The following is a 20,651-nucleotide window of genomic DNA, read 5'->3' on the forward strand; positions in this document are numbered from 1 at the left end:
GGGAGAAATTTCAGTTTTTTCCCTCTGCCTCTTCCAATGCCCAATTCCCAATTTATAAACATATTGTTACAATACTTAATGTGATCGTTCTGACTGGTGGCTTTCTTCATGATTGTTAAGACACTTCCCCCTAGTTCCCGACCGATTCAGGAGGACAGTCGCAAAGGCACAAATCGCCGAGGCGAACTGGACGTTATTGATATAGTGCCAGAATATGGTACACCAAGCTTAATTGTACGTTCGCCAAGACTCTTAGCAGCGCAAGAGGCGAGGACAGCAGCCCAACCTGAGACGCTTTACGATCCCGTGGGCATAGCGACGCATTACCAAAACAAAAGAGTGCAAGTTTTACGGCGAATTTTTGCCGTGTTGGGGCCGACTCTATCCTTTGTTTTTGGATTGTGGTCGGATAGTAAGCGGGGAATTGTCGTCAAAAATGACCGCCGCCGAGCCACTCAGCTACGAGTATTGCTGACCCAATTAGGGCCTGCTTACATCAAAATTGGACAAGCTTTGTCCACCAGACCGGATCTAGTTCCTCCCGTATACCTAGAAGAATTAACTAAACTACAAGACCAATTACCGCCTTTCCCCAACGAAATTGCTTACCAGTTTATCAAAGAAGAATTAGGTGCACCTCCAGAAGAGGTTTACGCCGAACTCTCTGCCCAGCCAATTGCTGCGGCTTCATTGGGGCAAGTATATAAAGGTAAGCTAAAAACTGGTGAAGAAGTCGCTGTTAAAGTTCAACGCCCCGACTTAAGAGAAGGGATCACCATTGACTTGTATATCTTGCGTAACCTCGCCGCTTGGGTGCAGAAAAAGGTTAAACGGGTAAGAAGTGACTTAGTTGGGATTCTCGATGAATTAGGCGATCGCATTTTTGAAGAGATGGACTACATCCATGAGGGTGAAAATGCCGAGCGATTTTTTGAGTTATACGGTCATATAAAAGACATATATGTACCAAAAATTTACTGGGAATACACCAATCGTCGCGTCTTGACGATGGAGTGGATTAACGGCACTAAATTAACCCAGACAGAAGAAATTAGCGCCCAAGGGATAGATGCTCGTTATCTAATTGAAGTGGGTGTGCAGTGTTCCCTGCGTCAGCTGCTAGAACATGGATTTTTCCATGCAGATCCCCACCCTGGTAATTTGTTAGCGACAACCGATGGCAAATTAGCTTATCTCGACTTTGGGATGATGAGCGAGATTAAGCCACCTCAGCGTTATGGTTTGATTGAAGCGATCGTCCACGTCGTCAACCGCGACTTTGAAGGATTAGCAAAAGACTACGTGAAGTTAGATTTCTTATCACCAGAAACCGATTTAACACCAATTATCCCAGCTTTTGCGAGAGTTTTTGCTGATGCCCAAGGAGCTAGCGTTGCCGAACTCAACATTAAAAGCATCACCGATGAACTATCGGCTTTGATGTATGAGTACCCTTTCCGCGTACCGCCCTACTATGCCTTAATTATTCGCTCCCTTGTGACGCTTGAAGGTATTGCAATATATATAGATCCCAACTTTAAAGTCCTTAGCGAAGCTTACCCCTACGTTTCTAAGCGCCTGTTAACCGATCCAGCACCGCAATTAAGAGCATCATTGCAAGATTTGCTCTTTAAAGAAGGCAGATTTCGCTGGAACCGTTTAGAAAACTTGTTAAAAAATGCGCGTAATAGTCAAGACTACGACTTTAATTTAGTACTGAATCAGGGGATAGAATTTCTGTCATCAGAACGTGGTGCTTTTATTCGTGACAAGCTAGTAGATGAATCTGTTAACGGACTTGATGCTTTAGGTAAAAATGTTTTGCATAACTTCACCTATTTGCTACGGGAACGCGTTGGGTTGACAGCAGTTAATGAAACTCCAGCGGCGACAGTTGAGCAACAACAAACCTTGGAGCATATCAAACGTATATTAGGTATTCTCCAAGAAACACGAGGCTTTGATCCAATAAAACTTGCGCCCCAAATTGCCCAGTTATTGGTAAATTCTGATGTACAGCGTTTGGGTCAACAAATTGTCAACCGCTTTACGCAAAAGGCTGTAGCCAGGTTAATTCGGCAATTATTGGCATCCTAGTAAAAGTTATGAGTTAAAAACTTTATTTAACTCATAAACCATTTATTCTAGCAACTATATAACCCAACTCTTCTAGCTTTTTTAAGACCTTAGTTGCACTTTGAGCAACGCTTTCCTGGTTAGTTTTGCATTCGACTTCAGGACAGAGTGGTATTTCATAAGGATCATCAATACCAGTGAAGTGCTTAATTTCCCCTGCTCTTGCTTTTTTATATAACCCTTTTACGTCTCGTTGTTCACAAACTGCTAATGATGCGTTGACGTAAACTTCAATGAAAAATGGAGTAATTTGGCGCACTTCTTCCCGAATTTCGCGGTACGGTGAAATTGCCGAAACCAATACAATTACATTATTTTTGGCAAGAAGTTGAGCGACAAAACCAATGCGTCGAATATTCTCCACTCGATCGTCTTTACTGAAACCCAATCCTTTACATAGGTTTTGACGTACCGCATCACCATCCAGAACTTCAACTCTGTATCCCTGTATCCGCAGTTCCTTCTCCACGAATTGACAGATAGTAGTTTTACCTGCACCACTCAGACCAGTGAACCATACTGTCACACCACACTCTTGTTGTCTCATCCTACTTTCATCGTACATTTTAAATGGCACACCAAAAAAGCTTTTTTAGGTATAGCAAAAGCCTTGGTGATTAGGATATCAACAGATGATAAAACTTAGACACAAAAAGACTTTTCACCCAGTCCCCAGTCCCCATTACTCCTTATCCCCTTCAGGGGCACCACCTTCCCCAGTCCCTTGCTATAATTGTGGGTCAAATAGTAATTTTATTTTTATAATCCTTTTTTAGCAGGAATTTGAGCCATTGTAAGGCAGCCCGTGTCAGCCTTGCTACCTTTACCTCTACTGATTTCGAGTGAAAGAATCACATAATTATACATGTTTACGCTAAATATTTAATACAAGGCGATTTATACGGTGGGCTACACTTACGCATTTCCTGAACTCTAACAACCCAATTCGCCGCTATATTGAAGTTTTAACTAATTTTTACATTCAGTATATATACAGTTTATTTTTAAACAAAAATAGTCTTTATTATAACAATAAATTCCCAAATAAGATTTACCACCAGGACATCATAAAAAACTAAGTTCAAAATATCTGCTAGATATTCATCGGTAGAGGCGTACATCTATCATTGGTGTCAACTTAAGGTTAAAGCCAGTCTAGAAAAAGCTTTTAGCAGATTATCTCGTTATCTCGTTCCCAGTCTCCGACTGGCAACGTCCCTCATTGATTGAGGCTTTGCCTTCCGAACTTGCGGCAGAGCCACTAGGAGTAGCATTTCCAGCCTCTTGCTGAAAATGAGATTTTAAAAGGGTTTTAGCTTAAGTTTACACCAATGTACATCTATACGCCCCTACAAACGATTTATATGTTGCAAAGATTGTTGACAATAGTTATGATATCGCGTGCATTTAATTGGCCAAGCAGTCGACGAATTTCTGGTCATATAGATATGATGTTAGTCATTACTCATTGTATCTTCCCATCTCTCACGCTTGGGCTTGCTCTCCACATCGCGCGATCGCATTTCTTTCCAAGTTCCCCACATTAGGGATTGCTGTTTTTCAACATGGTTAATAAACTGCATAATTGAGTGATCTGCTTTGATGGGAGTTTTCAAATCAAACTGAATTGTTTGGAGAATCTTGATGTCACCCATGAGAAAGTACTTAGCCGCAATCTTAGTCAGCCATAGCACAACTCGATTGCATAACCAACCAAAAATTCCTTTACGTTTTTTAGTCATCAACAGAACTTGACCTTCAGTTTTTCCCCCTTCGTAGAGGCGAACTGCAACCATCATGTGGATATGGAAGAAATCAGGGCCAAGTGTCACAATGCCAATGCTACCGTACCAATAGCAAATATTGTAAGTTATGACATTTTTGTAGAAAAGACGGATGAGCTTAATTAAAAAGAAATTGTCTTTGATGGGTGTAGTATTACTGAAGATAATCGCATTCTCGTTCAGTTCGTGTCTTTCAAAAATAATTTCTAGTGGCAATTTGTGAACTGTATTGAGGTGTTGAGCATCAATTGCATTAATCATTACCACATTGGGGTGACAGTTCAGCAAGAAATGGGAATGGATGGCGACATCACACTCTTTTTGCTCTAACTCTGGAACAAAAGGTAAAGGTTGTTGCGGTATTTCTCCAGTCCAAACCCAAATCATCCCATATTTTTCAGCAGTGGGCCAAGTTTGTAACTTTAAGGAAGGTGGTATATCTAAACATGGGATATCAATACACATCCCCTCAGCATCAAACTTCCAATGGTGGAAAAAACAACGTAGTGCATTACCTTCAACTTTGCCTTCAGCAAGATGAGCACCCATGTGTGGACAGTAAGCATCAAAGGTAACTACTCTTTTGTCTTTACCACGGTAAATTACTAATTCTCTACCCAAAATCGTGACAGGTTTTACTTCACCCACCCGCAGATTTTGAGAGGGTATTACCCAATACCATCCCTCAATAAAACGCTCTGGATTATTGAAAATTTTAGGTTTACGGATTGAGCTAAAAGTCTGCGAGTTGAGATTCATTTTTATGGTTTCACTTGAAGTGAAGCAGTTGATCTAGAATTAACATGGGAACTTCAAAAAAACAGTTACTTTCAGTACCATGAGAAACAGCTACCCAATAAATTGATAAAAATCATCAGGTAAAATCTTGAACAAATTTTATTAAAAATGTCAAAATTATGCTAATTTAATATCAGCTAAATTTCAAATATCCATTTATAATAGATATTTGAAAATTTGCAACTTAGTAAAATCTTTAATTAGATAAAAAGTTCCAATATTGATGCTAATATTTGGCTTAACTCTCAAACCACTTGATATTTAGCAAAATATAGCAATCCTAAATCATTCGTGAAAAGTTAGATCCCCGACAACTTTTACGAAGTCGGGGATCTGGACACCGAGAATTTTCACAAATCAGATAGGATTGTTATATGTAATAATTACAAGAGTTGGGAAAATCTACTACAACCAAATGCAGATGCAGAAGGATGCTTTGACATTGAACTGCGGGGAACAGTACCACAAATTTCTAGGGATTTAGCCTAGCTAGAATCCTTGAATCTTAGAATTGTGGGCAAGCCGAATGTTGACGGCGATCGCTGGTTTTACTGAAATAATTTAAATTTCATAGTACCAAATTTCTTCTTCTCGCAACACAATTCGATGTAGGGAGAGACGATCAATCAAGCCCTCTTGCTCAAACTGCCCAAGAACACGAGTGATAGTCACACGAGTTGAACCGAGCATTTCCGCCAGGTCTTCATGAGTCAGACGCATATCTATTAAACGTCCCTTCTCAACTTCCGAACCAAACTTTTTGGATAACCATGCCAATAGCTTGATGAGCATAGTATCCACTTTTTTATGGCTACGAATGATCATCAATTCTTGAGCCTGTTGGATATGGGCAAGTAGAGTTTCTGTTAGTTCAGTCCACTCTTCTAGAGGTAAAACTGTTACCTCCACTTTAGTTAGGCATTCCATTTGATAAGGTTCTAATTTTGACAAACTCTTACCAACGACATCTCCTGGCCCCCACAATCCTAGAGCAACAGTTGTACCATCTTCCAGATAGCTAAAAGTTCTCACAAAACCCGTTTCAATCTTCCAAAGGTCTTTATGATGCTCTGGTAGAAATGACCTACGGGCAAAATGTTGCTTAGTATTGTTACTGTTTGAACTAGATAAGCTTGTGTACAAAGACACCATATTATATAAAACTATTCTCCGATAAATTAACCGTAGTATTACATTTATATCAGGTTATAAGAACCTATGGGTATTTTAAAGAGGGGAGTGGGGAGTGGGGAGTGGGGGGAGATGAGGGAGATGAGGGAGTGAGGGAGTGAGAGACAAGAATTAATAACCAATGCCCAATTCCCCATTCCCCATTCCCCATTCCCTAAATTCCTGCACCATCAAGAAAATCTTCAATCATCCCATCAGAGTTTTTGCTCTTAGGGTTGTCGGTTAATTCGTCGCCAAGCTCAGTTGGGGACAAACTTGATTGATCTTCCAACTGCTCAAACTGTTTCTCTAGAGCCTTGACGCGTTCAAATAAAGCGCGGATTACTTCAGCTTCTACGTCGCGTACTTTATCATGATCCAGAACATTGCTATTTAAGTTGTTTTGACGAGTCACGCGCCCTGGAATTCCCACTACAGTAGTGTTACTGGGGACATCTCGTAGCACCACAGAACCGGCTCCTATACGGACGCGATCGCCAATTTGAATATTTCCCAATACTTTCGCACCCGCTCCCACAACCACATGAGAGCCTAAAGTTGGATGGCGTTTGCCGCTTTCTTTCCCAGTCCCGCCAAGGGTGACACCTTGATAAATCAGAGCGTAGTCCCCCACGATCGCAGTCTCACCAATCACAACTCCCATCCCGTGGTCAATAAACACTCCCTGGCCAATTAATGCCCCAGGATGGATTTCAACTCCGGTTAAAAACCTACTAAGATGAGAGATGAATCTTGGTATGAAAGGAATTCCAATTTTATACAGCCAGTGTGCCAATCGATGGCATATTAGGGCTTGGAATCCAGGGTAACAAAACAATACTTCTAGCCAGTTACGGGCTGCTGGGTCACGCTCAAAAATGGTTTGCAAATCAGTTAGTAGCATACTCTGTTGAGATTTTTGTTGGTAGGTGAGGCTCTGAAAACAGAAACTCAGGATAATTCCCACAAAAAGATTGAGTTATTTATGGGAATTGTGTTAAATAGCAATCTACGGTAAGTCGATAGATTATAGTGTTTTTGTGGGGAATAAGTGGGATGGTATCACATTCCACAGTTGAAAAAAATTAATTTCGCATAAACTGCGATAAGTCCCTCAATTCACCGTAGTATATTGAGTACAGTGTTGAATAGCCAAAACTACGCTCTCTTGGATCTGTCTTCTAAAGTGGAATACGCGCTGCTAGCACTCTTAGAACTAGCAAGCCACCACGGAAAAAAACTTCCTCTAACCATGAGCGAGATCACTGCCAAACAACCCATACCTGAGCGCTATCTGGAGCAAATTTTGACTAACCTCCGGCGTGCTGGTGTGGTGCAGAGTCAACGCGGCTCTAAAGGAGGTTTCGTTTTAGTTCGTGAACCTTGGCAGATTACAATACTTGAAATTGTCACTTTGGTAGAAGGCGAGCGGAAAGAGAAAGATACCTCTAACTTTCCGACTTTAGAAAAGACTCTGGTACATGAAGTTTGGGAGCAAGCTAACGCTGCCTCAATTGAAGTTTTGGGTCGTTATACACTCCAAGACTTGTGCGAGGAAAGAGAAACTCGCGCCCAGCAGAGTCCAATGTATTATATTTAGACACGACGGAGTACCCACATGCGGATAGCGAAAGATATCACAGAGTTAATCGGCCGAACTCCTTTAGTTCAATTAAACAAGATTCCCCAAGCTTCAGGAGCGGTTGCTCGGATTGTGGTGAAGCTAGAAAGCATGAATCCAGCATCTTCTGTGAAAGACCGGATTGGCGCGAGTATGGTGGAAGCAGCCCAAGAAGCAGGCTTGATTCACCCCGGAAAAACTGTTTTAGTAGAGCCGACTTCTGGAAATACAGGAATTGCGCTAGCGATGGTGGCAGCTGCCAAGGGCTACCATCTCATTCTAACGATGCCTGACACAATGAGCCACGAAAGACGATCCATGCTCAAAGCTTATGGCGCTCAACTAGAGTTAACGCCAGGGGTAGAAGGGATGCGAGGAGCGATCGCTCATGCAGAACAGCTTGTAGCTCAAACGCCCAATGCTTATATGTTGCAGCAGTTCCGCAACCCTGCTAACCCGAAAGTTCACGCCGAAACCACAGCCGAAGAAATTTGGAATGATACCGATGGAGAAGTAGATATTCTCGTGGCGGGAGTGGGTACTGGTGGAACAATTACCGGAGTTGCAGAAGTTATTAAAAAACGGAAGCCGAGTTTTAAAGCGATCGCAGTTGAACCAAGCAACAGTCCAGTATTAGCAGGTGGTAAATCAGGGCCTCACAAAATCCAGGGTATTGGTGCGGGATTTGTCCCAGCAATTTACCGAAAAGAACTGGTGGATGAAGTGATTCAGGTAGCGGATGAGGAGGCGATCGTTTACAGTCGTCGCCTCGCAAAAGAAGAAGGATTGTTATCGGGGATTTCTACTGGCGCTGCATTGTATGCTGCTATTCAAGTAGCACAACGACCAGAAAATGCAGGTCGCCTCATCGTCATGATACAGCCTAGCTTCGGCGAACGCTACCTCAGTACTTCACTGTTCAAAGATCCAGAAGAGAATGAGTGGTTGAGTAAAGTTTGATTACGCATACCAATTTTAGATTTTAGGAATTTCCAACAAATAAATTATCCAATCTTGTCGGGTGGTCGAAAAGCCCGCCTTTGGCTGCGGATGGGCATCTAATCATTGGTGTCAAGTTAATAAAATAGGACTTACGCAAAACATAACGAAAGTAGCGGTAATTCATGAATTACCGCTACGCAATAATCAGGTTTTCAGCCACATCTTGCGTAAGTCCTGTAAAAATAGAGTCTTGTCATTTCCAATTCGCTTGTTCCCATTCGCAATTCGCAATTAATAACACCCCACGCATGAATGCGGGGGCTTGAAATATAGATGCTGCGATCGCAACCTCAATTATGGAACAATTGGAGAGCTAGATTGTGGGTGCGCTTCTTTTTGTTGAGTGTTTTTGCTACTCATACCTTGACTGTATTTGAACGGGCAACGTTTTATTAATCCATTGGGATAGACCCGCGCAAATATAATACCAGAGTCATTGAAGAGACGAATAACACCGCTGCACGGGCTTTTCCGTTGATTTTGAATACAAATCACCCAGAGTTTTTCCGACGATTGGAGCAGTGCAGTGTTCTGACCTTAATTTGAAACTAGCAGAGATTAAAAACAGCGATGCCTACAGCGGCAAGCTACGCTAACTAATTGTAAAATTCTGCCAAAAATTACCTCTCTACAAGGATTTTAATGCTACTGAAGGACAAATTTAACTTAATCTTATCCTTTTTTTGATTTGTTCTTAGTTGTGCTAAGACTTTTAATACAATAAATTCTATTTAATCAGTATAAAATCCTTCTCTAAAAATCCGATTTAATTTTTGAAAAGCTTGTCTGCTCTAGCTTTGGGTAATGTAAATTAGAGCTTCAGTATACTTAAAAAGATTAATACCGGATTCTTAAGAGTTCTATGTGATATTCTCAAAGCAGGTTTAAGGATTCAGCTGACCGTTTGGTATTGTCCTCACTAAATCAGGATAAACTTTATGTATCGATTCCAGATCAGTGCATACACTCAAACGGGCGAATCCATTGCTCTCGTCGGTTCTACTCCAGAGTTGGGATTGTGGGATATTAGCAAATGTGTTCATCTGCGTACAAGTGGCGATCGCTATCCTTTATGGTGGACAGATAAAATTGACATTCAGCCACCTTTAGAGTCGGGCGATGGACAGAGAGTTGAATATAAATACATACATCTCGATGCAAACGGTAATGCCCGATGGGAGAGCTTACTAGATACAAACCGATGGATTCCCATTGATCCTAACGATCGTGCCAGTACAATTATTGTCGATGATGGCGCATTCGGTTATTTACAACCTTACCCCTTTGGATACATTGAGAAGTCATCTGTCAGAATGCCCGTGGAAGAAGGGGCTGAAAGACTCAAAATCGTGGTCATTGGCAGTTCCGTTGCATTAGGTCATAAAGCTTGGTTTTTGAAAGGTTGGGTCTGGCTGTTAGCACAGGCTTTGCAGCAAAAATATGGGTATAAACTCGTGAATGTGTCGGAGGTGGGAGCGAATGTCAGCAGAACGATCGCTCGATTTGGCTCAGTTGTCACCCCAGAACAACCGGATATTGTTATCATTGCCCTATCTCTGGGTAATGAAGGGTTAGCCTATTGTCCCCCTCACGAACGACGGGCAGTACAACGGCGGTTTGAAAGTGGCTTGCAGCAACTTGTAAAAATGACGCGCGACATCGGAGCAATCCCGATTCTGGGCGGGGTTTATCCCAACGGTGATTATTCCTTGGAACATTACTGGTTGATTCGAGACACACACAACCGGATGCTAAGTTGGGGCGTGACTGTACTGGATTGGTTGGCAGCCGTAGATGATGGACAAGGAAGATGGAAAGTGGGGACATCCTTCGATCCGGCTCACCCGAATACAGTCGGTCATCGCCTGATGTATCAGCAGATCGACCACCATTTATTTAATATCAACAAAGACGAATTAACAAAAGAAAAACAACGCCTCCAGCAACCGAATGAATTTCCCATTTATTTTGACAATGCAGGCTTTCATGTCTCTGTCTGTATCGAAGAGAAGCGTTTACAGATTGTTAATACATCACAATACAGCTACACCATCGCTCCCTATTGGCAGGAACTACAAACTGCACTGCAAAGTCAGGCGGGATTGATAGCAGGTATTTACATTATCAAGGATACCAAGCCAGGGACGCTCCCCTTCTTTGCTGTAGAAAATGGTGCGATCGCAACTACAATAAACATCCCCCCGGATACTGACCTAGAATATAGTGCTGCCTTCAATCTCTTTTCGCCGAACAACGTTTTATTTTATGACGGGCATCTGGGGATTTTGCAAGCGGATGAACGTCACCTCTGGATAATCAACGAATCAGACAATGAGTACAATATCCAGCCGATGTGGACGGAGGTTTGCAACGCACTTCAAGCAATGCCGTCGGGTGTCTACGAAGATCCGCTTCATCCTAATGCCCCCTTTCGCACCTTGATGATTGGTAAAGATGGGCTAGAAAGCCGGGTGAAAGCACCACCTAAGTCTGCGGTGTTGTTCCAATACAAATCTGAGTTATCAGATATTAGCCGTGTGGCGATTCTTCCCCTTGGCGATCGGTGTGCCGTCCGCATGATGCTATATAAGATGGAGTATGACGGCCCCGCCTTTCCGTTTGATTTAACGCGCACCACTAATATTGCAGATGTTGCGGATGCGATCGAACACGGTTTTGATGATATGTGGAACCCTGCTTTTCTGCATTATAGTCCTGATGCAGGTAGAATTTACCACGGTAAGTGGTCGGGTTTATCCTTTGCCCATGAAGTTGAGGAGATAGACGATCCCACGAACGATATGTCTCCCGTCCATGAACGGATGCGCGTTCGCTACACAGCACGCTCCCAAAGGTTTTGGTACGCACTACGACACTGCGACAAAGTGCTTTTTGTCCGCACAGGAATTAGCGATCGCGGTGGTGTGATAGATTTAGTCAACAAGCTGGAAAAACAATGCCAGGGGAAGCCATTTCATCTCTTGCTTCTTTCTCCCCAAGGCGACGAGCAGTTTTTAGACCTTCCCAATGTGCTGCATTACAATGTCGAGTTTAATCCCGATCGCATGTATGACGATTTGGGGCATTGGATGTACTGCACAGAGGTGATGCGAGGAATTCTGGAATCCCTTGGGGTATCTAGCAAAAACCTCTTTTGGTGTCCACCCAAAATACCGAAGGGGTAAGAAATTAGATAGGGACGATGCCTGCGACGGGCTGCGCTTGCGCTCAAGCCCTCCGACTTACTGGTAGCTGGCGCTTTCTGGTATCTCTTTCAGAAAATTTTAGTTATCCTTGAATATGCAATCTAAAAAAGATTAGCTTCGGTGATTAAAGCATTTTCATCTTATGACAGACTCCGGCTCAAATGATGATAGCCCGGAATTACTTTCTGTAGCTCAAACTGCCAAGCTACTTGATGTAACTCGTCAGCGAATTCATGACCTAATTAAGAATGGTCAGATTATAGCTTGTAAACTTGGGCGTTACTATTACATAGAAGTTGCTGAGGTACACAGGTATAAGAATCAACCTCCTGGAAAACCCTATCAGCCACGCAGTACAAACTCTCAAGAAAACTCTATTGACTATTGACAATAGAGTTTCTATACTCAAGCTATACCAATGTACTAAAGGTTAAGTTAATGCTCCCGTTTCAAGCGATCGCACCTGATGTTGCAACTCAACAAGGGCTGCAACAGGTTTACATCAGTGAGCATGGCATACTCTACCAAGGAGACTGCCTTAAACTTCTATCAGCTTTGCCTAATGAGTCAGTGGATCTGGTATTTGCCGACCCACCTTTTAATCTCGGTAAAGAATATGGCGAAGGTATAAGCGATCAGATGGAGGCAGAGCAGTATTTAAGCTGGTCGCAACAGTGGCTTGATGAAAGCATTCGCATACTTAAACCAGGTAGCAGCTTATTTATTTTCAACCTGCCCAAATGGTGTATGGAGTACGGCGCATACCTCAATCGTAAAGGAATGTGGTTTCGGCATTGGATTGCTTGCAGAATGCCAAAGGCTTTTCCTAGAGGTAAAAAAATGTCTCCGGCTCACTACGGACTGATCTATTATACAAAAGGGGAGCCAGCCGTTTTCAACAAAATCTACACACCGATTCAACTCTGTCGGCACTGTGGCAAAGAGATTCGTGATTATGGTGGGCATAGAAAAAGCCTCAATGAAAAAGGCATCAACTTAATGGATGTCTGGGATATGCCAGAAGATGTTTGGGAGGATGCCCCTGAAGCTTCCACTACTGAAGTTTTATGGACGTTAACTGAGGAGATGTGGACTGATATTCCACCCGTTCGCCATCGTCGGCACAAAAAACGAGTTCCTAATGAACTAGCTCCCATTATGCTAGAGCGGATTATCGCAATGGCATCTGATCCAGGGCAGATTGTGGTTGATCCTTTTGGGGGTTCTGGTACTACATTTTATGCAGCAGAAAAACTACACCGTTATTGGATTGGTTCAGAAATTGGAGATACAGAGCCAGCAGTAGAACGCTTGACTGACTTGGCTAATGGAATTGTAGAGCAATGGGAATCGGCAAGGGGAAGCAAGAAATTGAAACAGGGCAAAACAACTGCATTACAACTGCCCATTCCTTACTCTACGTAGTTATTCATGCAGGAAAATTTAGATTAATGCACGACCATCTGTTCCTTTAGTAATCTTTGGTACATTGTTATCTAAAAGATCATGTTCAATCACGAAGATTGCAAGAAAACCTTCTTCAATGCGAACTGCGCGCCAAACATCAAAGTATGGCTCTAGCTCTTCATAATTGCCAATCCGATCAGTTAGATAAGGGTAGAGTTTTCTACTGGGGAGTACCAAGACAGCGCCTAAAAAGACACCCCGTAGTTAATCCAAGACTCAGTTTATTCATGGCTCGATGGCTTGAAGAGATATTGCCCGTTTCCCACTCAAGCGCAAAAAGATAGTTGTCAATGATCTTTGTTGCATCTACCTTTCCTGGCGATCGAGTTGCATAATTAATTGAAGTTTCGAGACTCCATCCAAATTTATCTCTCAATGCAATCATGCAAGCATCTTTAATTGGCTTGACACCATTACCATGCTTTATTGGATTAATTGTAAAACTGGATGCACCAGGAGGATGAACGATTAAAGAGATAGCATCACGAATTTCAGCTCGAATGATATACCAATCGTTTGATTCTTCAAAATTCCCAATACTGATCAGAGAAACTTCTTGAACAATTTTCATACTAACTACTCATATCATGTCCCAACCTAACTTCAAAAATGCTCATAGTCAGGACTGAAGTCCTCTTAAAATTCGCGTAGCGTCAGGACTAAACTCCCCTCACAGGATGTCCCAAAAGGATAAGAAACCAGTAAGTTGAAGTTTAATTGGTGCCATTCCTCAATAGCCTAATGGATGGCGGAAATCACCAACCGCTTTGTCAAGTTCTTGAGCGATCGCTAGTAACTCCATCTCGCGCCATCGCTTGCCAATAATTTGGATTCCAATCGGTAAGCCATTGTGAGTTTGCCCAATCGGAATCACCACCGCCGGATGACCACTAAGATTAAATGGCATAGTGTAAGCTCCGTTTGCCACTGCATGAGGATAGGATTTGCCGTCTATATCAATAGCGCTCCAAGCCGGACAATGGGTAAATGCAGGAGTTGCTGTCACAGGAGTGAGCCAAACATCCCACGCTTCTAAGGCTTCGTCGATTTGGGCAATGAAGCGATCGCGCTCGGTGAGTGTCTCAAAATATCCTTTTAAGCTGGGATTTAAAATTTCTGGTAGAAAGCTGCTAAAATTCCCCAATTTTCGCAATTTTTTGTCGCCTTGAGTTGCCGTGCGAAAGAGTAACTCTAAGCTGCGTAGCACATTATAGCGATCCTTGGGTTGGGCGTAGTTGTTGATGTATGCTTCCATCCGCCCGCAGAGATTCCACACTGTCGATAAATCAAAATCTTTGGGAAGCCAGCGTTCAACATAACTACCTGCTTGAGCAAGTTTTTGCACCACTGTCTGGACTGCACCTCGAATTTCTGCTGCAACGGGAACCTCCACCCATTGATCAATCCAAGCAATTTTAAGATCCTGCAAAGACTTGCCTGATGGAGTATCAAGGGGAATCGGTGGCACATCTGGGCGACGCAGATCCGCACCAGCGATTAGCGAGAAACAAAGGCGAATATCTTCGAGCGATCGCCCAAAACAGCCAATAGTCAACATTTGTCGCAAGCATAGCGGCATTCCTGGTACTTCAGGGATACTTCCGGCGGTGGAAATACGGCGATCTGTTGGCTTTAAACCATACACACCGCAGAAAGTTGCAGGCTGGCGCACGGAACCTGCAATATCGTTGCCTATATCTAATGGTGAAAGTCCGGCTGCAACAGCAGCAGCACTGCCACCAGAACTACCACCTGCTGTATAGTCAAGATTCCAGGGATTATTTACCCGTGGAAACAGAGAATTTGTACTTTGATAATCACCAGCCAGTTCTGCCATGTTGGTTTTTCCAAGGATAACCGCTCCTGCTGCCCGCAGCCTTGCAACAACGGTGGCATCCTGTTGAGGAATGTAGTCTTTGAGAGGAATGTAACCCGCTGTGGTACGGAGTCCTACTGTTTCAAAAATGTCTTTGATTGTTACAGGGACACCGTGCAGAGCGCCCCAGTATTCTCCTCTAGCTAGGGCTTCATCTGCAAGCTTGGCTCTGGTACGAGCATTGTCTTCATCTAACGTGCAAATCGCATTCAGCTTTGAGTTGTGTTTAGAAATCTGCGCCAGGTAAGCATGTAACACTTCCATAGCAGAGACTTGGCGATCGCGAATCATCTGAGCAAGTTGATGAGCGGGTAGAAAAACTAAGTCACTCATAGGTCGATTTCACGTCATTTGTCAGATTCTAAGGTTCGATCAAGTTAATTATATTTACTTAAGTTTAAGGGGTTACAAGCTTTAAAACTCCAGGTCTAATTGGGTGTTAGCGATCGCTATCAGCAAAATAGCTCAACCACCGTCGGCTTAGTAACTTTCCCCATAGCGTTGCGCGGTAATTCTTCGACTATCAGAATTTGGGTTGGCACTTTATAAACCGCCAATCGTTCTTTTGCCCAACTCCTGAAAGCTTGTAATGTTAAAGATTGTGAACCTTGCAATACTAACGCCGCACAAACCCGTTCGCCCCACTCTAAATCGGCAACCCCAACCACTGCACATTCCTGAATATCTGGATGCGATCGCAATACTTCTTCAATTTCTAAAGCTGAAACTTTATATCCTCCGGTTTTGATGATATCCACGCTCATCCGTCCCAGAATTCGGTAGTTGCCGTTCTCAACTACGGCGGTATCTCCAGTACGGAACCAGTCATCTTGGAAGGCTTTGGCGGTTGCTTCGGGATTTTGCCAATATTCTAGAAACACTCCTGGGTCTTTAACTTGGATCTCTCCTGGCGTTCCGGCTGTAACTAACTCTCCGTTTTCATCTACTAATCTCACTTCAACTTCAGGTAAAGGCTTCCCGACATATCCAGATAACCGTTCACCGTGTAAAGGGTTCGATAACGCCATGCCGATTTCAGTCATACCATAGCGCTCTAGCAGAAAATGACCACTGATGGTTTGCCACTTTTCTAAAACTTGAACTGGTAATGCTGCCGAGCCAGAAACCATCAGGCGCATTTTAGCACAGCCTGCTGACATGATTTGTTGGCGTTCCTTAGAGGCAGTTTCCCAAGCCGCAATTAGCTTTACATAAATTGTTGGTACTGCCATAAATAAGCTTAAGTCACCGTCACAAATTCGGTTCCAAACGGTTTCGGCATCAAATTTGCTCAATATATGGCATTCCGCCCCAGCCCATAAAGCACAAGTCAGTACGTTAATAATCCCATGAATATGATGTAGGGGCAGGATATGTAAAATGCGATCGTTAGATGTCCATTCCCAAGCGGTGATTAAGCTAGTCACTTGCGCTTGAATATTTTGGTGAGTCGTAACTACACCTTTTGGTTTACCTGTTGTACCGCTGGTATAGAGAATTAAGGCGCGTCTAGTGATATCTATATCTGGGAGGTTAATAATATTATGTGGGAGCGTTTCTGAGGTGAGGATAAATCGCAAATTGTGTTCTTGGGCAAGCGATCGCAATATACCTTCAAAATTGGGATGAGCAACAATAATCGATGCTTCAGAATTGGTAATTACATACTCCAATTCTGGACGTGGGTGGGAAACACACAGAGGTACAGCTATGCCACCAGCCCGCCAAATTCCCCATTGAGTGGCTACATACTCAAACCCAGGCGGGATGAGAAAGGCAACTCGCTGCTCTTGTAAATCTTCTGTATTTTGAAGAAGACCTGTTGCTATTTGACTAGAAGTGTGTAGCAAATCCCGATAAGTAAATGATCCATCCGTTGTCGTGATTGCTGTTTTTTCATTGTGTTCTTCAGCATGAATAATCAATGGTAGGTTCACGTTTGTTTACCGATTTAGGGTTGATTCAGCCTACTTATTCGTAACTTTATACATACTACAACCAACGTTGTTTTTTGGCATAGACAATACTGCCAATCACAATTAATGCCATCATACAGATCACCAGAGGATAAGCCAATGGTTGTTCCAATTCCGGCATATATTTGAAGTTCATACCATAGAAACCAGACATAAAAGTAATTGGTAAAAATATTGTCGATAGGATGGTTAGGCGATTAATTCGTTCACCTGTTTTACTAGCAATATTATCACGTTGAATTTCCATTAATTCTGACATCCAGGCTCTCAAAGCTTGATATTCTTGCCAGAGTTTATCAACGTGATGAACCAGTTCTTGATTAAATAGTTCTTTCACTGGCTGGCTGATCCATTGGAAATCTTCATTATCCATAATAGCCATAAGTAACTTGATGCTTTGAAAATTACGGCGTCCAGAACGAGTAGATTGCCTCATTGTGGCAATTTTCTGATACGTTGATTCATCACCAGAATTGTCTAAAACTTCATCTTCTAAATCATCAAGTTTTCTAGAAATATAGGTAAATACAGTTTCGTAATTATTCAAAATATCTTTAAATATAAGATAAAAAAGATAGTCAATTCCCAATTGTTGAATATCTAGAGTTCGTTTTTGCAGATAATTAGTTAAAGTATTGAAAACTTTTAGTTCAGTAATTTCAAAAGTTATAATAAAATTATTCCCAACTACAATATTGCCTCGTGCAACCTCAAACTCATTATTTTTTATTTGAGTAGTTAGGATTTCATAGCTATCAAATAAACAATCTTCTACGTCTTCATCAATTCCTACAGGAGAATGGTTGAAAATCATGTTAACACGAGATGGATTGAGTCCAAAATGCTTGATAATTCTAGCTGTTCCAGTCCGATCGCGGAAGTGAATACAGCGTAACCAAATATTGTGAGAACCATCAATTCTTTTGAGTACCGTATCAACATCCCTGTTGGTGAATATTTCTAGGTTATCTGGATAAAAAGTCAGCAGAGTTAGCATATAGCAATCCTAACCTAATTGAGTCGTGAAAAAATACTGTGACTCATCGTAAGTAATAAAGACTAAAGTCCTTATTTTATAAGCACTTTAGTGCTTACTATTAACTTTAAAAACTAGCTTGATAAAGTACTAGTGATAAAATTGTAAGATAAAATACATTATTGAGTGGTAGCTCAGTTTTTTTCTATTTTCCCAGATTTCGGGCGAGTAGTTGGCGCTGGCGCTGACTTATTTTGCAGAATTGCAATTTCCCGCCGTGCATCTTGATAGCTATCTTGTTCCCCTTGCTGTTGGAATAGTTTTGCAGCTTTTTTGAAGTCTGCGATCGCACCCGATTTATTTTTCTGCTTGGTGCGAATCACACCCCGGTTATAATAGGCTAAGGCATTGTTAGGATTAATTGCGATCGCTCGTGAATAATCCTGATTTGCAGCTTTTTTATTTCCCAGTTCGAGATAAGCGTTACCACGGTTGTTGTAAGCTACTACATTATTAGTATTTAGTTTTAGCGCTGCGGTATAATCTTCAATAGCGCCTTTATAATCTCCAAAAGAAAAGCGGTGCATACCTCTGTGAATATAAGCTGCAATAAATTTAGGATCAATCTGTAAAATAGTGTTGTAATCTTCAGTAGCTTCTACATTATTTCCCAGATCGCTGTAAATATCACCACGATTCAGATAAGCTTCTATGTATTTGGGATTGATATTGATTGCATCTGTGTAATCTTTAATTGCTTCATCTTTTTGTTTATTAATAGATTGAGTTAAACCCCTTTGATAATAAGCTTTAGCATCACTAGGATTAATTTTAATTACTTTATCAAAATCTTGGATTGCTTCAAGTCTTTGTTTGAGGCGGCGGTGGAGAATACCTCGTTGCAAGTAAGCTTCGGTATACTGAGGTTTGAGAGCGATCGCTTTGCTAAAATCTTCAATTGCACCTTTATGATCCTTCGATTGAGCATGAGCTAATCCTCGTCCATAGTAAGCATAAGCATCTTTAGAATTTAACTTAATTGCTTGAGTATAATCTGCGATCGCTTCTTTGTATTTGCCTAATTCCGAAAAAGCAAATCCTCGGTCAAAATAGGCATTAGCATCTTGAGGATTAAGTAAAATAGCTTGGCTAGAATCTGCTTGTGCTTGCTCGTAATCTCCTAATCGATAATAAGCATCACCTCGCCGATTATAAGCTAAAGCGTTTTGCGGATCTAATTCAATAATCTGATTGAAATCTGCAATTGCTCCTTCATAGTTTCCTGACTCATATTTATTTACTCCCTCTTGGTATAATGTCTGTTGGGCATCACTTACAAGTTTTGGCGATCTCAATTGCCATGCTGCAACAATAAGGGTAATACAGCCAGCTATCCCCCCTAAAACTAGTAATAATTTTTTCTGATGCTGTTTTTGTCGCTCGTCATCAACATTTATTAACTTTTTCAGGTCGTCTAAAACTTCGGTTGCATACTGGTAGCGTTTACGATAGTCAAAACGCACCATTTTATTAATAACTTTTGCTAATTTTCTGTTAACTTTTAAATTTTTATCGCGCCAAAGTATTTCACCTGTCAGCTTATTTTTCTGACTTCGCAAATTAGATATTTCCTTTGTAGGTAAACCTTTTAGTGCTGCGATCGCAACCATACCTAAAGCATATATATCACTGTTATATTTGAGGTTGCCGTTAATTTGTTCTATAGGCATATACTCGGAATTGTCAACAGTATTATCAATCGCTTCATTAAAAGTACCCAAATTAACCAAAACTAACTTTTTATCTGATTCGCGGCGAATAATATTTGCTGGTTTAATATCCCGATGAATTACGCCATAGCTATGTATAATAACCAAAGTTTCTAATATCTCTGACAAAAGACTAATAATTTGGTCTTCCTTCAGAAGCTTTCCCTGAATAATTTCGTCAGTTAAAGAATTACCAGGTATGAATTCTTGGACTAGATAAAATTCTTCATTTTCTTCAAAAGAAGCAATGAGCTTTTGAATTTTATCGTGTTCTTGCCCTAATTTTTCTAAAGTTGCTGTCTTACTGGCAAACAAGCGGTGTAGGCTTGTTAAAGCTTGAGGATTGCTATTAGGAAGAGATAACTGCTTTACTATAAATTCTTTACCATTAAGATTAACATCTTCAACTAGATAGGTTTTCTCTTTTTCCCCATCATTGAGAACTTTTAGTATTTGATAATGTCCATCTAGTAAATGACTATTCATCAATATAAATATAGTCTGATAAATTGTTTGATTATAGCTTACGTGTTATTACTACTGATTTTAAAATATAAATATTTATTTATTAAGCAACTTCAATAGGACTTACGCAAGATGTGGCTGAAAACCTGATTATTCCGTAGCGGTAATTCATGAATTACCGCTACTTTCGTTATGTTTTGCGTAAGTCCTATTCAAATGAGATCGAAGCGTTGCTACGGCGTGTATATTTCAAAGTCCCTCTCCTAAGCTTACGGTGTATACACAAGTCTGAAGTGGCTCAAGAATCTGGGTTTTACCCCACCCTAACCACTGCTTGAATTCAATAAACCACCACCCGAATTCAATAAACGACCGCCCGAATTCAATAAACGACCGCCCGAATTC

Annotated in this window: 16 protein-coding genes and 1 pseudogene; 7 read left to right on the forward strand and 10 right to left on the reverse strand. The window is 41.6% G+C overall.

Annotated features, from left to right (window positions below):
- The first annotated feature begins 108 nt into the window (after positions 1–108).
- Complete coding sequence (locus tag RMY63_RS06650) at positions 109–2,097, forward strand: AarF/ABC1/UbiB kinase family protein (RefSeq protein WP_322727945.1); 1,989 nt, start codon at positions 109–111, stop codon at positions 2,095–2,097.
- Positions 2,098–2,128: 31 nt separating this feature from the next.
- On the opposite strand, the gene cysC is transcribed toward RMY63_RS06650, so the two are convergent.
- From cysC to cysE, 4 genes are all read right to left on the reverse strand, one after another.
- Positions 2,129–2,701, reverse strand: a complete 573-nt coding sequence (gene cysC, locus RMY63_RS06655) for an adenylyl-sulfate kinase (protein ID WP_322727946.1) — start codon at positions 2,699–2,701, stop codon at positions 2,129–2,131.
- Between the two features lie 889 nt (positions 2,702–3,590).
- Positions 3,591–4,679 (reverse strand): aromatic ring-hydroxylating dioxygenase subunit alpha, encoded by a 1,089-nt coding sequence (locus RMY63_RS06660; protein ID WP_322727947.1) that lies wholly within the window; start codon positions 4,677–4,679, stop codon positions 3,591–3,593.
- Positions 4,680–5,279: 600 nt separating this feature from the next.
- On the reverse strand, positions 5,280–5,870 hold the full coding sequence (locus tag RMY63_RS06665) for a Crp/Fnr family transcriptional regulator (protein ID WP_322727948.1): 591 nt from the start codon (positions 5,868–5,870) through the stop codon (positions 5,280–5,282).
- Between the two features lie 193 nt (positions 5,871–6,063).
- Positions 6,064–6,792, reverse strand: coding sequence for a serine O-acetyltransferase (cysE, locus tag RMY63_RS06670; RefSeq protein ID WP_416212488.1), 729 nt, complete (start codon positions 6,790–6,792; stop codon positions 6,064–6,066).
- Between the two features lie 213 nt (positions 6,793–7,005).
- On the opposite strand from cysE, the gene RMY63_RS06675 reads away from it, so the two are divergent.
- From RMY63_RS06675 to RMY63_RS06700, 6 genes and pseudogenes are all read left to right on the forward strand, one after another.
- A complete protein-coding gene (locus tag RMY63_RS06675) occupies positions 7,006–7,488 on the forward strand; it encodes an Rrf2 family transcriptional regulator (RefSeq protein WP_322727964.1) in 483 nt (160 codons plus the stop codon).
- Positions 7,489–7,506: 18 nt separating this feature from the next.
- Positions 7,507–8,469, forward strand: a complete 963-nt coding sequence (gene cysK, locus RMY63_RS06680) for a cysteine synthase A (protein WP_322727949.1) — start codon at positions 7,507–7,509, stop codon at positions 8,467–8,469.
- A 315-nt stretch (positions 8,470–8,784) separates the two neighbouring features.
- Positions 8,785–9,039 (forward strand): annotated as a pseudogene (locus RMY63_RS06685) (magnesium-protoporphyrin IX monomethyl ester cyclase); the annotation flags it as partial.
- Positions 9,040–9,449: 410 nt separating this feature from the next.
- Entirely contained in the window at positions 9,450–11,696 is a 2,247-nt protein-coding gene (locus tag RMY63_RS06690; protein ID WP_322727950.1) for a DUF1796 family putative cysteine peptidase, read from the forward strand.
- Positions 11,697–11,859: 163 nt separating this feature from the next.
- Complete coding sequence (locus RMY63_RS06695) at positions 11,860–12,105, forward strand: helix-turn-helix domain-containing protein (protein ID WP_322727951.1); 246 nt, start codon at positions 11,860–11,862, stop codon at positions 12,103–12,105.
- Between the two features lie 50 nt (positions 12,106–12,155).
- Positions 12,156–13,142, forward strand: coding sequence for a site-specific DNA-methyltransferase (locus RMY63_RS06700; protein ID WP_322727952.1), 987 nt, complete (start codon positions 12,156–12,158; stop codon positions 13,140–13,142).
- Between the two features lie 18 nt (positions 13,143–13,160).
- Here RMY63_RS06700 and RMY63_RS06705 read toward each other — a convergent pair whose 3' ends face one another.
- The 6 genes from RMY63_RS06705 to RMY63_RS06730 all read right to left on the reverse strand — a co-directional run bounded on the left by RMY63_RS06705 (position 13,161) and on the right by RMY63_RS06730 (position 20,267).
- A complete protein-coding gene (locus RMY63_RS06705) occupies positions 13,161–13,361 on the reverse strand; it encodes a hypothetical protein (protein ID WP_322727953.1) in 201 nt (66 codons plus the stop codon).
- A complete protein-coding gene (locus RMY63_RS06710) occupies positions 13,345–13,755 on the reverse strand; it encodes a hypothetical protein (protein ID WP_322727954.1) in 411 nt (136 codons plus the stop codon). The genes RMY63_RS06705 and RMY63_RS06710 overlap by 17 nt, the downstream gene beginning before the upstream one ends.
- Positions 13,756–13,914: 159 nt before the next feature.
- Positions 13,915–15,393 carry an amidase gene (locus tag RMY63_RS06715; RefSeq protein WP_322727955.1) on the reverse strand — a complete coding sequence of 493 codons (1,479 nt, stop codon included), beginning with the start codon at positions 15,391–15,393 and terminating at the stop codon, positions 13,915–13,917.
- Between the two features lie 119 nt (positions 15,394–15,512).
- Positions 15,513–16,997 carry an acyl-CoA synthetase gene (locus RMY63_RS06720; protein WP_322727956.1) on the reverse strand — a complete coding sequence of 495 codons (1,485 nt, stop codon included), beginning with the start codon at positions 16,995–16,997 and terminating at the stop codon, positions 15,513–15,515.
- Positions 16,998–17,052: 55 nt separating this feature from the next.
- Positions 17,053–18,033 (reverse strand): magnesium transporter CorA family protein, encoded by a 981-nt coding sequence (locus tag RMY63_RS06725; protein ID WP_322727957.1) that lies wholly within the window; start codon positions 18,031–18,033, stop codon positions 17,053–17,055.
- Positions 18,034–18,206: 173 nt separating this feature from the next.
- On the reverse strand, positions 18,207–20,267 hold the full coding sequence (locus tag RMY63_RS06730; RefSeq protein WP_322727958.1) for a tetratricopeptide repeat protein: 2,061 nt from the start codon (positions 20,265–20,267) through the stop codon (positions 18,207–18,209).
- Between the last annotated feature and the right edge of the window lie 384 nt (positions 20,268–20,651).

The organism is Nostoc sp. ChiQUE01b, assembly GCF_034531255.1.
Taxonomy (GTDB): domain Bacteria; phylum Cyanobacteriota; class Cyanobacteriia; order Cyanobacteriales; family Nostocaceae; genus Nostoc.

Coding starts and splice junctions, on each gene's coding strand:
- RMY63_RS06650 (WP_322727945.1), top strand. CDS start 109: ATGATTGTTAAGACACTTCCCCCTAGTTCCCGACCGATTCAGGAGGAC.
- cysC (WP_322727946.1), bottom strand. CDS start 2,701: ATGTACGATGAAAGTAGGATGAGACAACAAGAGTGTGGTGTGACAGTA.
- RMY63_RS06660 (WP_322727947.1), bottom strand. CDS start 4,679: ATGAATCTCAACTCGCAGACTTTTAGCTCAATCCGTAAACCTAAAATT.
- RMY63_RS06665 (WP_322727948.1), bottom strand. CDS start 5,870: ATGGTGTCTTTGTACACAAGCTTATCTAGTTCAAACAGTAACAATACT.
- cysE (WP_416212488.1), bottom strand. CDS start 6,792: ATGCTACTAACTGATTTGCAAACCATTTTTGAGCGTGACCCAGCAGCC.
- cysK (WP_322727949.1), top strand. CDS start 7,507: ATGCGGATAGCGAAAGATATCACAGAGTTAATCGGCCGAACTCCTTTA.
- RMY63_RS06690 (WP_322727950.1), top strand. CDS start 9,450: ATGTATCGATTCCAGATCAGTGCATACACTCAAACGGGCGAATCCATT.
- RMY63_RS06695 (WP_322727951.1), top strand. CDS start 11,860: ATGACAGACTCCGGCTCAAATGATGATAGCCCGGAATTACTTTCTGTA.
- RMY63_RS06700 (WP_322727952.1), top strand. CDS start 12,156: ATGCTCCCGTTTCAAGCGATCGCACCTGATGTTGCAACTCAACAAGGG.
- RMY63_RS06710 (WP_322727954.1), bottom strand. CDS start 13,755: ATGAAAATTGTTCAAGAAGTTTCTCTGATCAGTATTGGGAATTTTGAA.
- RMY63_RS06715 (WP_322727955.1), bottom strand. CDS start 15,393: ATGAGTGACTTAGTTTTTCTACCCGCTCATCAACTTGCTCAGATGATT.
- RMY63_RS06725 (WP_322727957.1), bottom strand. CDS start 18,033: ATGCTAACTCTGCTGACTTTTTATCCAGATAACCTAGAAATATTCACC.
- RMY63_RS06730 (WP_322727958.1), bottom strand. CDS start 20,267: ATGAATAGTCATTTACTAGATGGACATTATCAAATACTAAAAGTTCTC.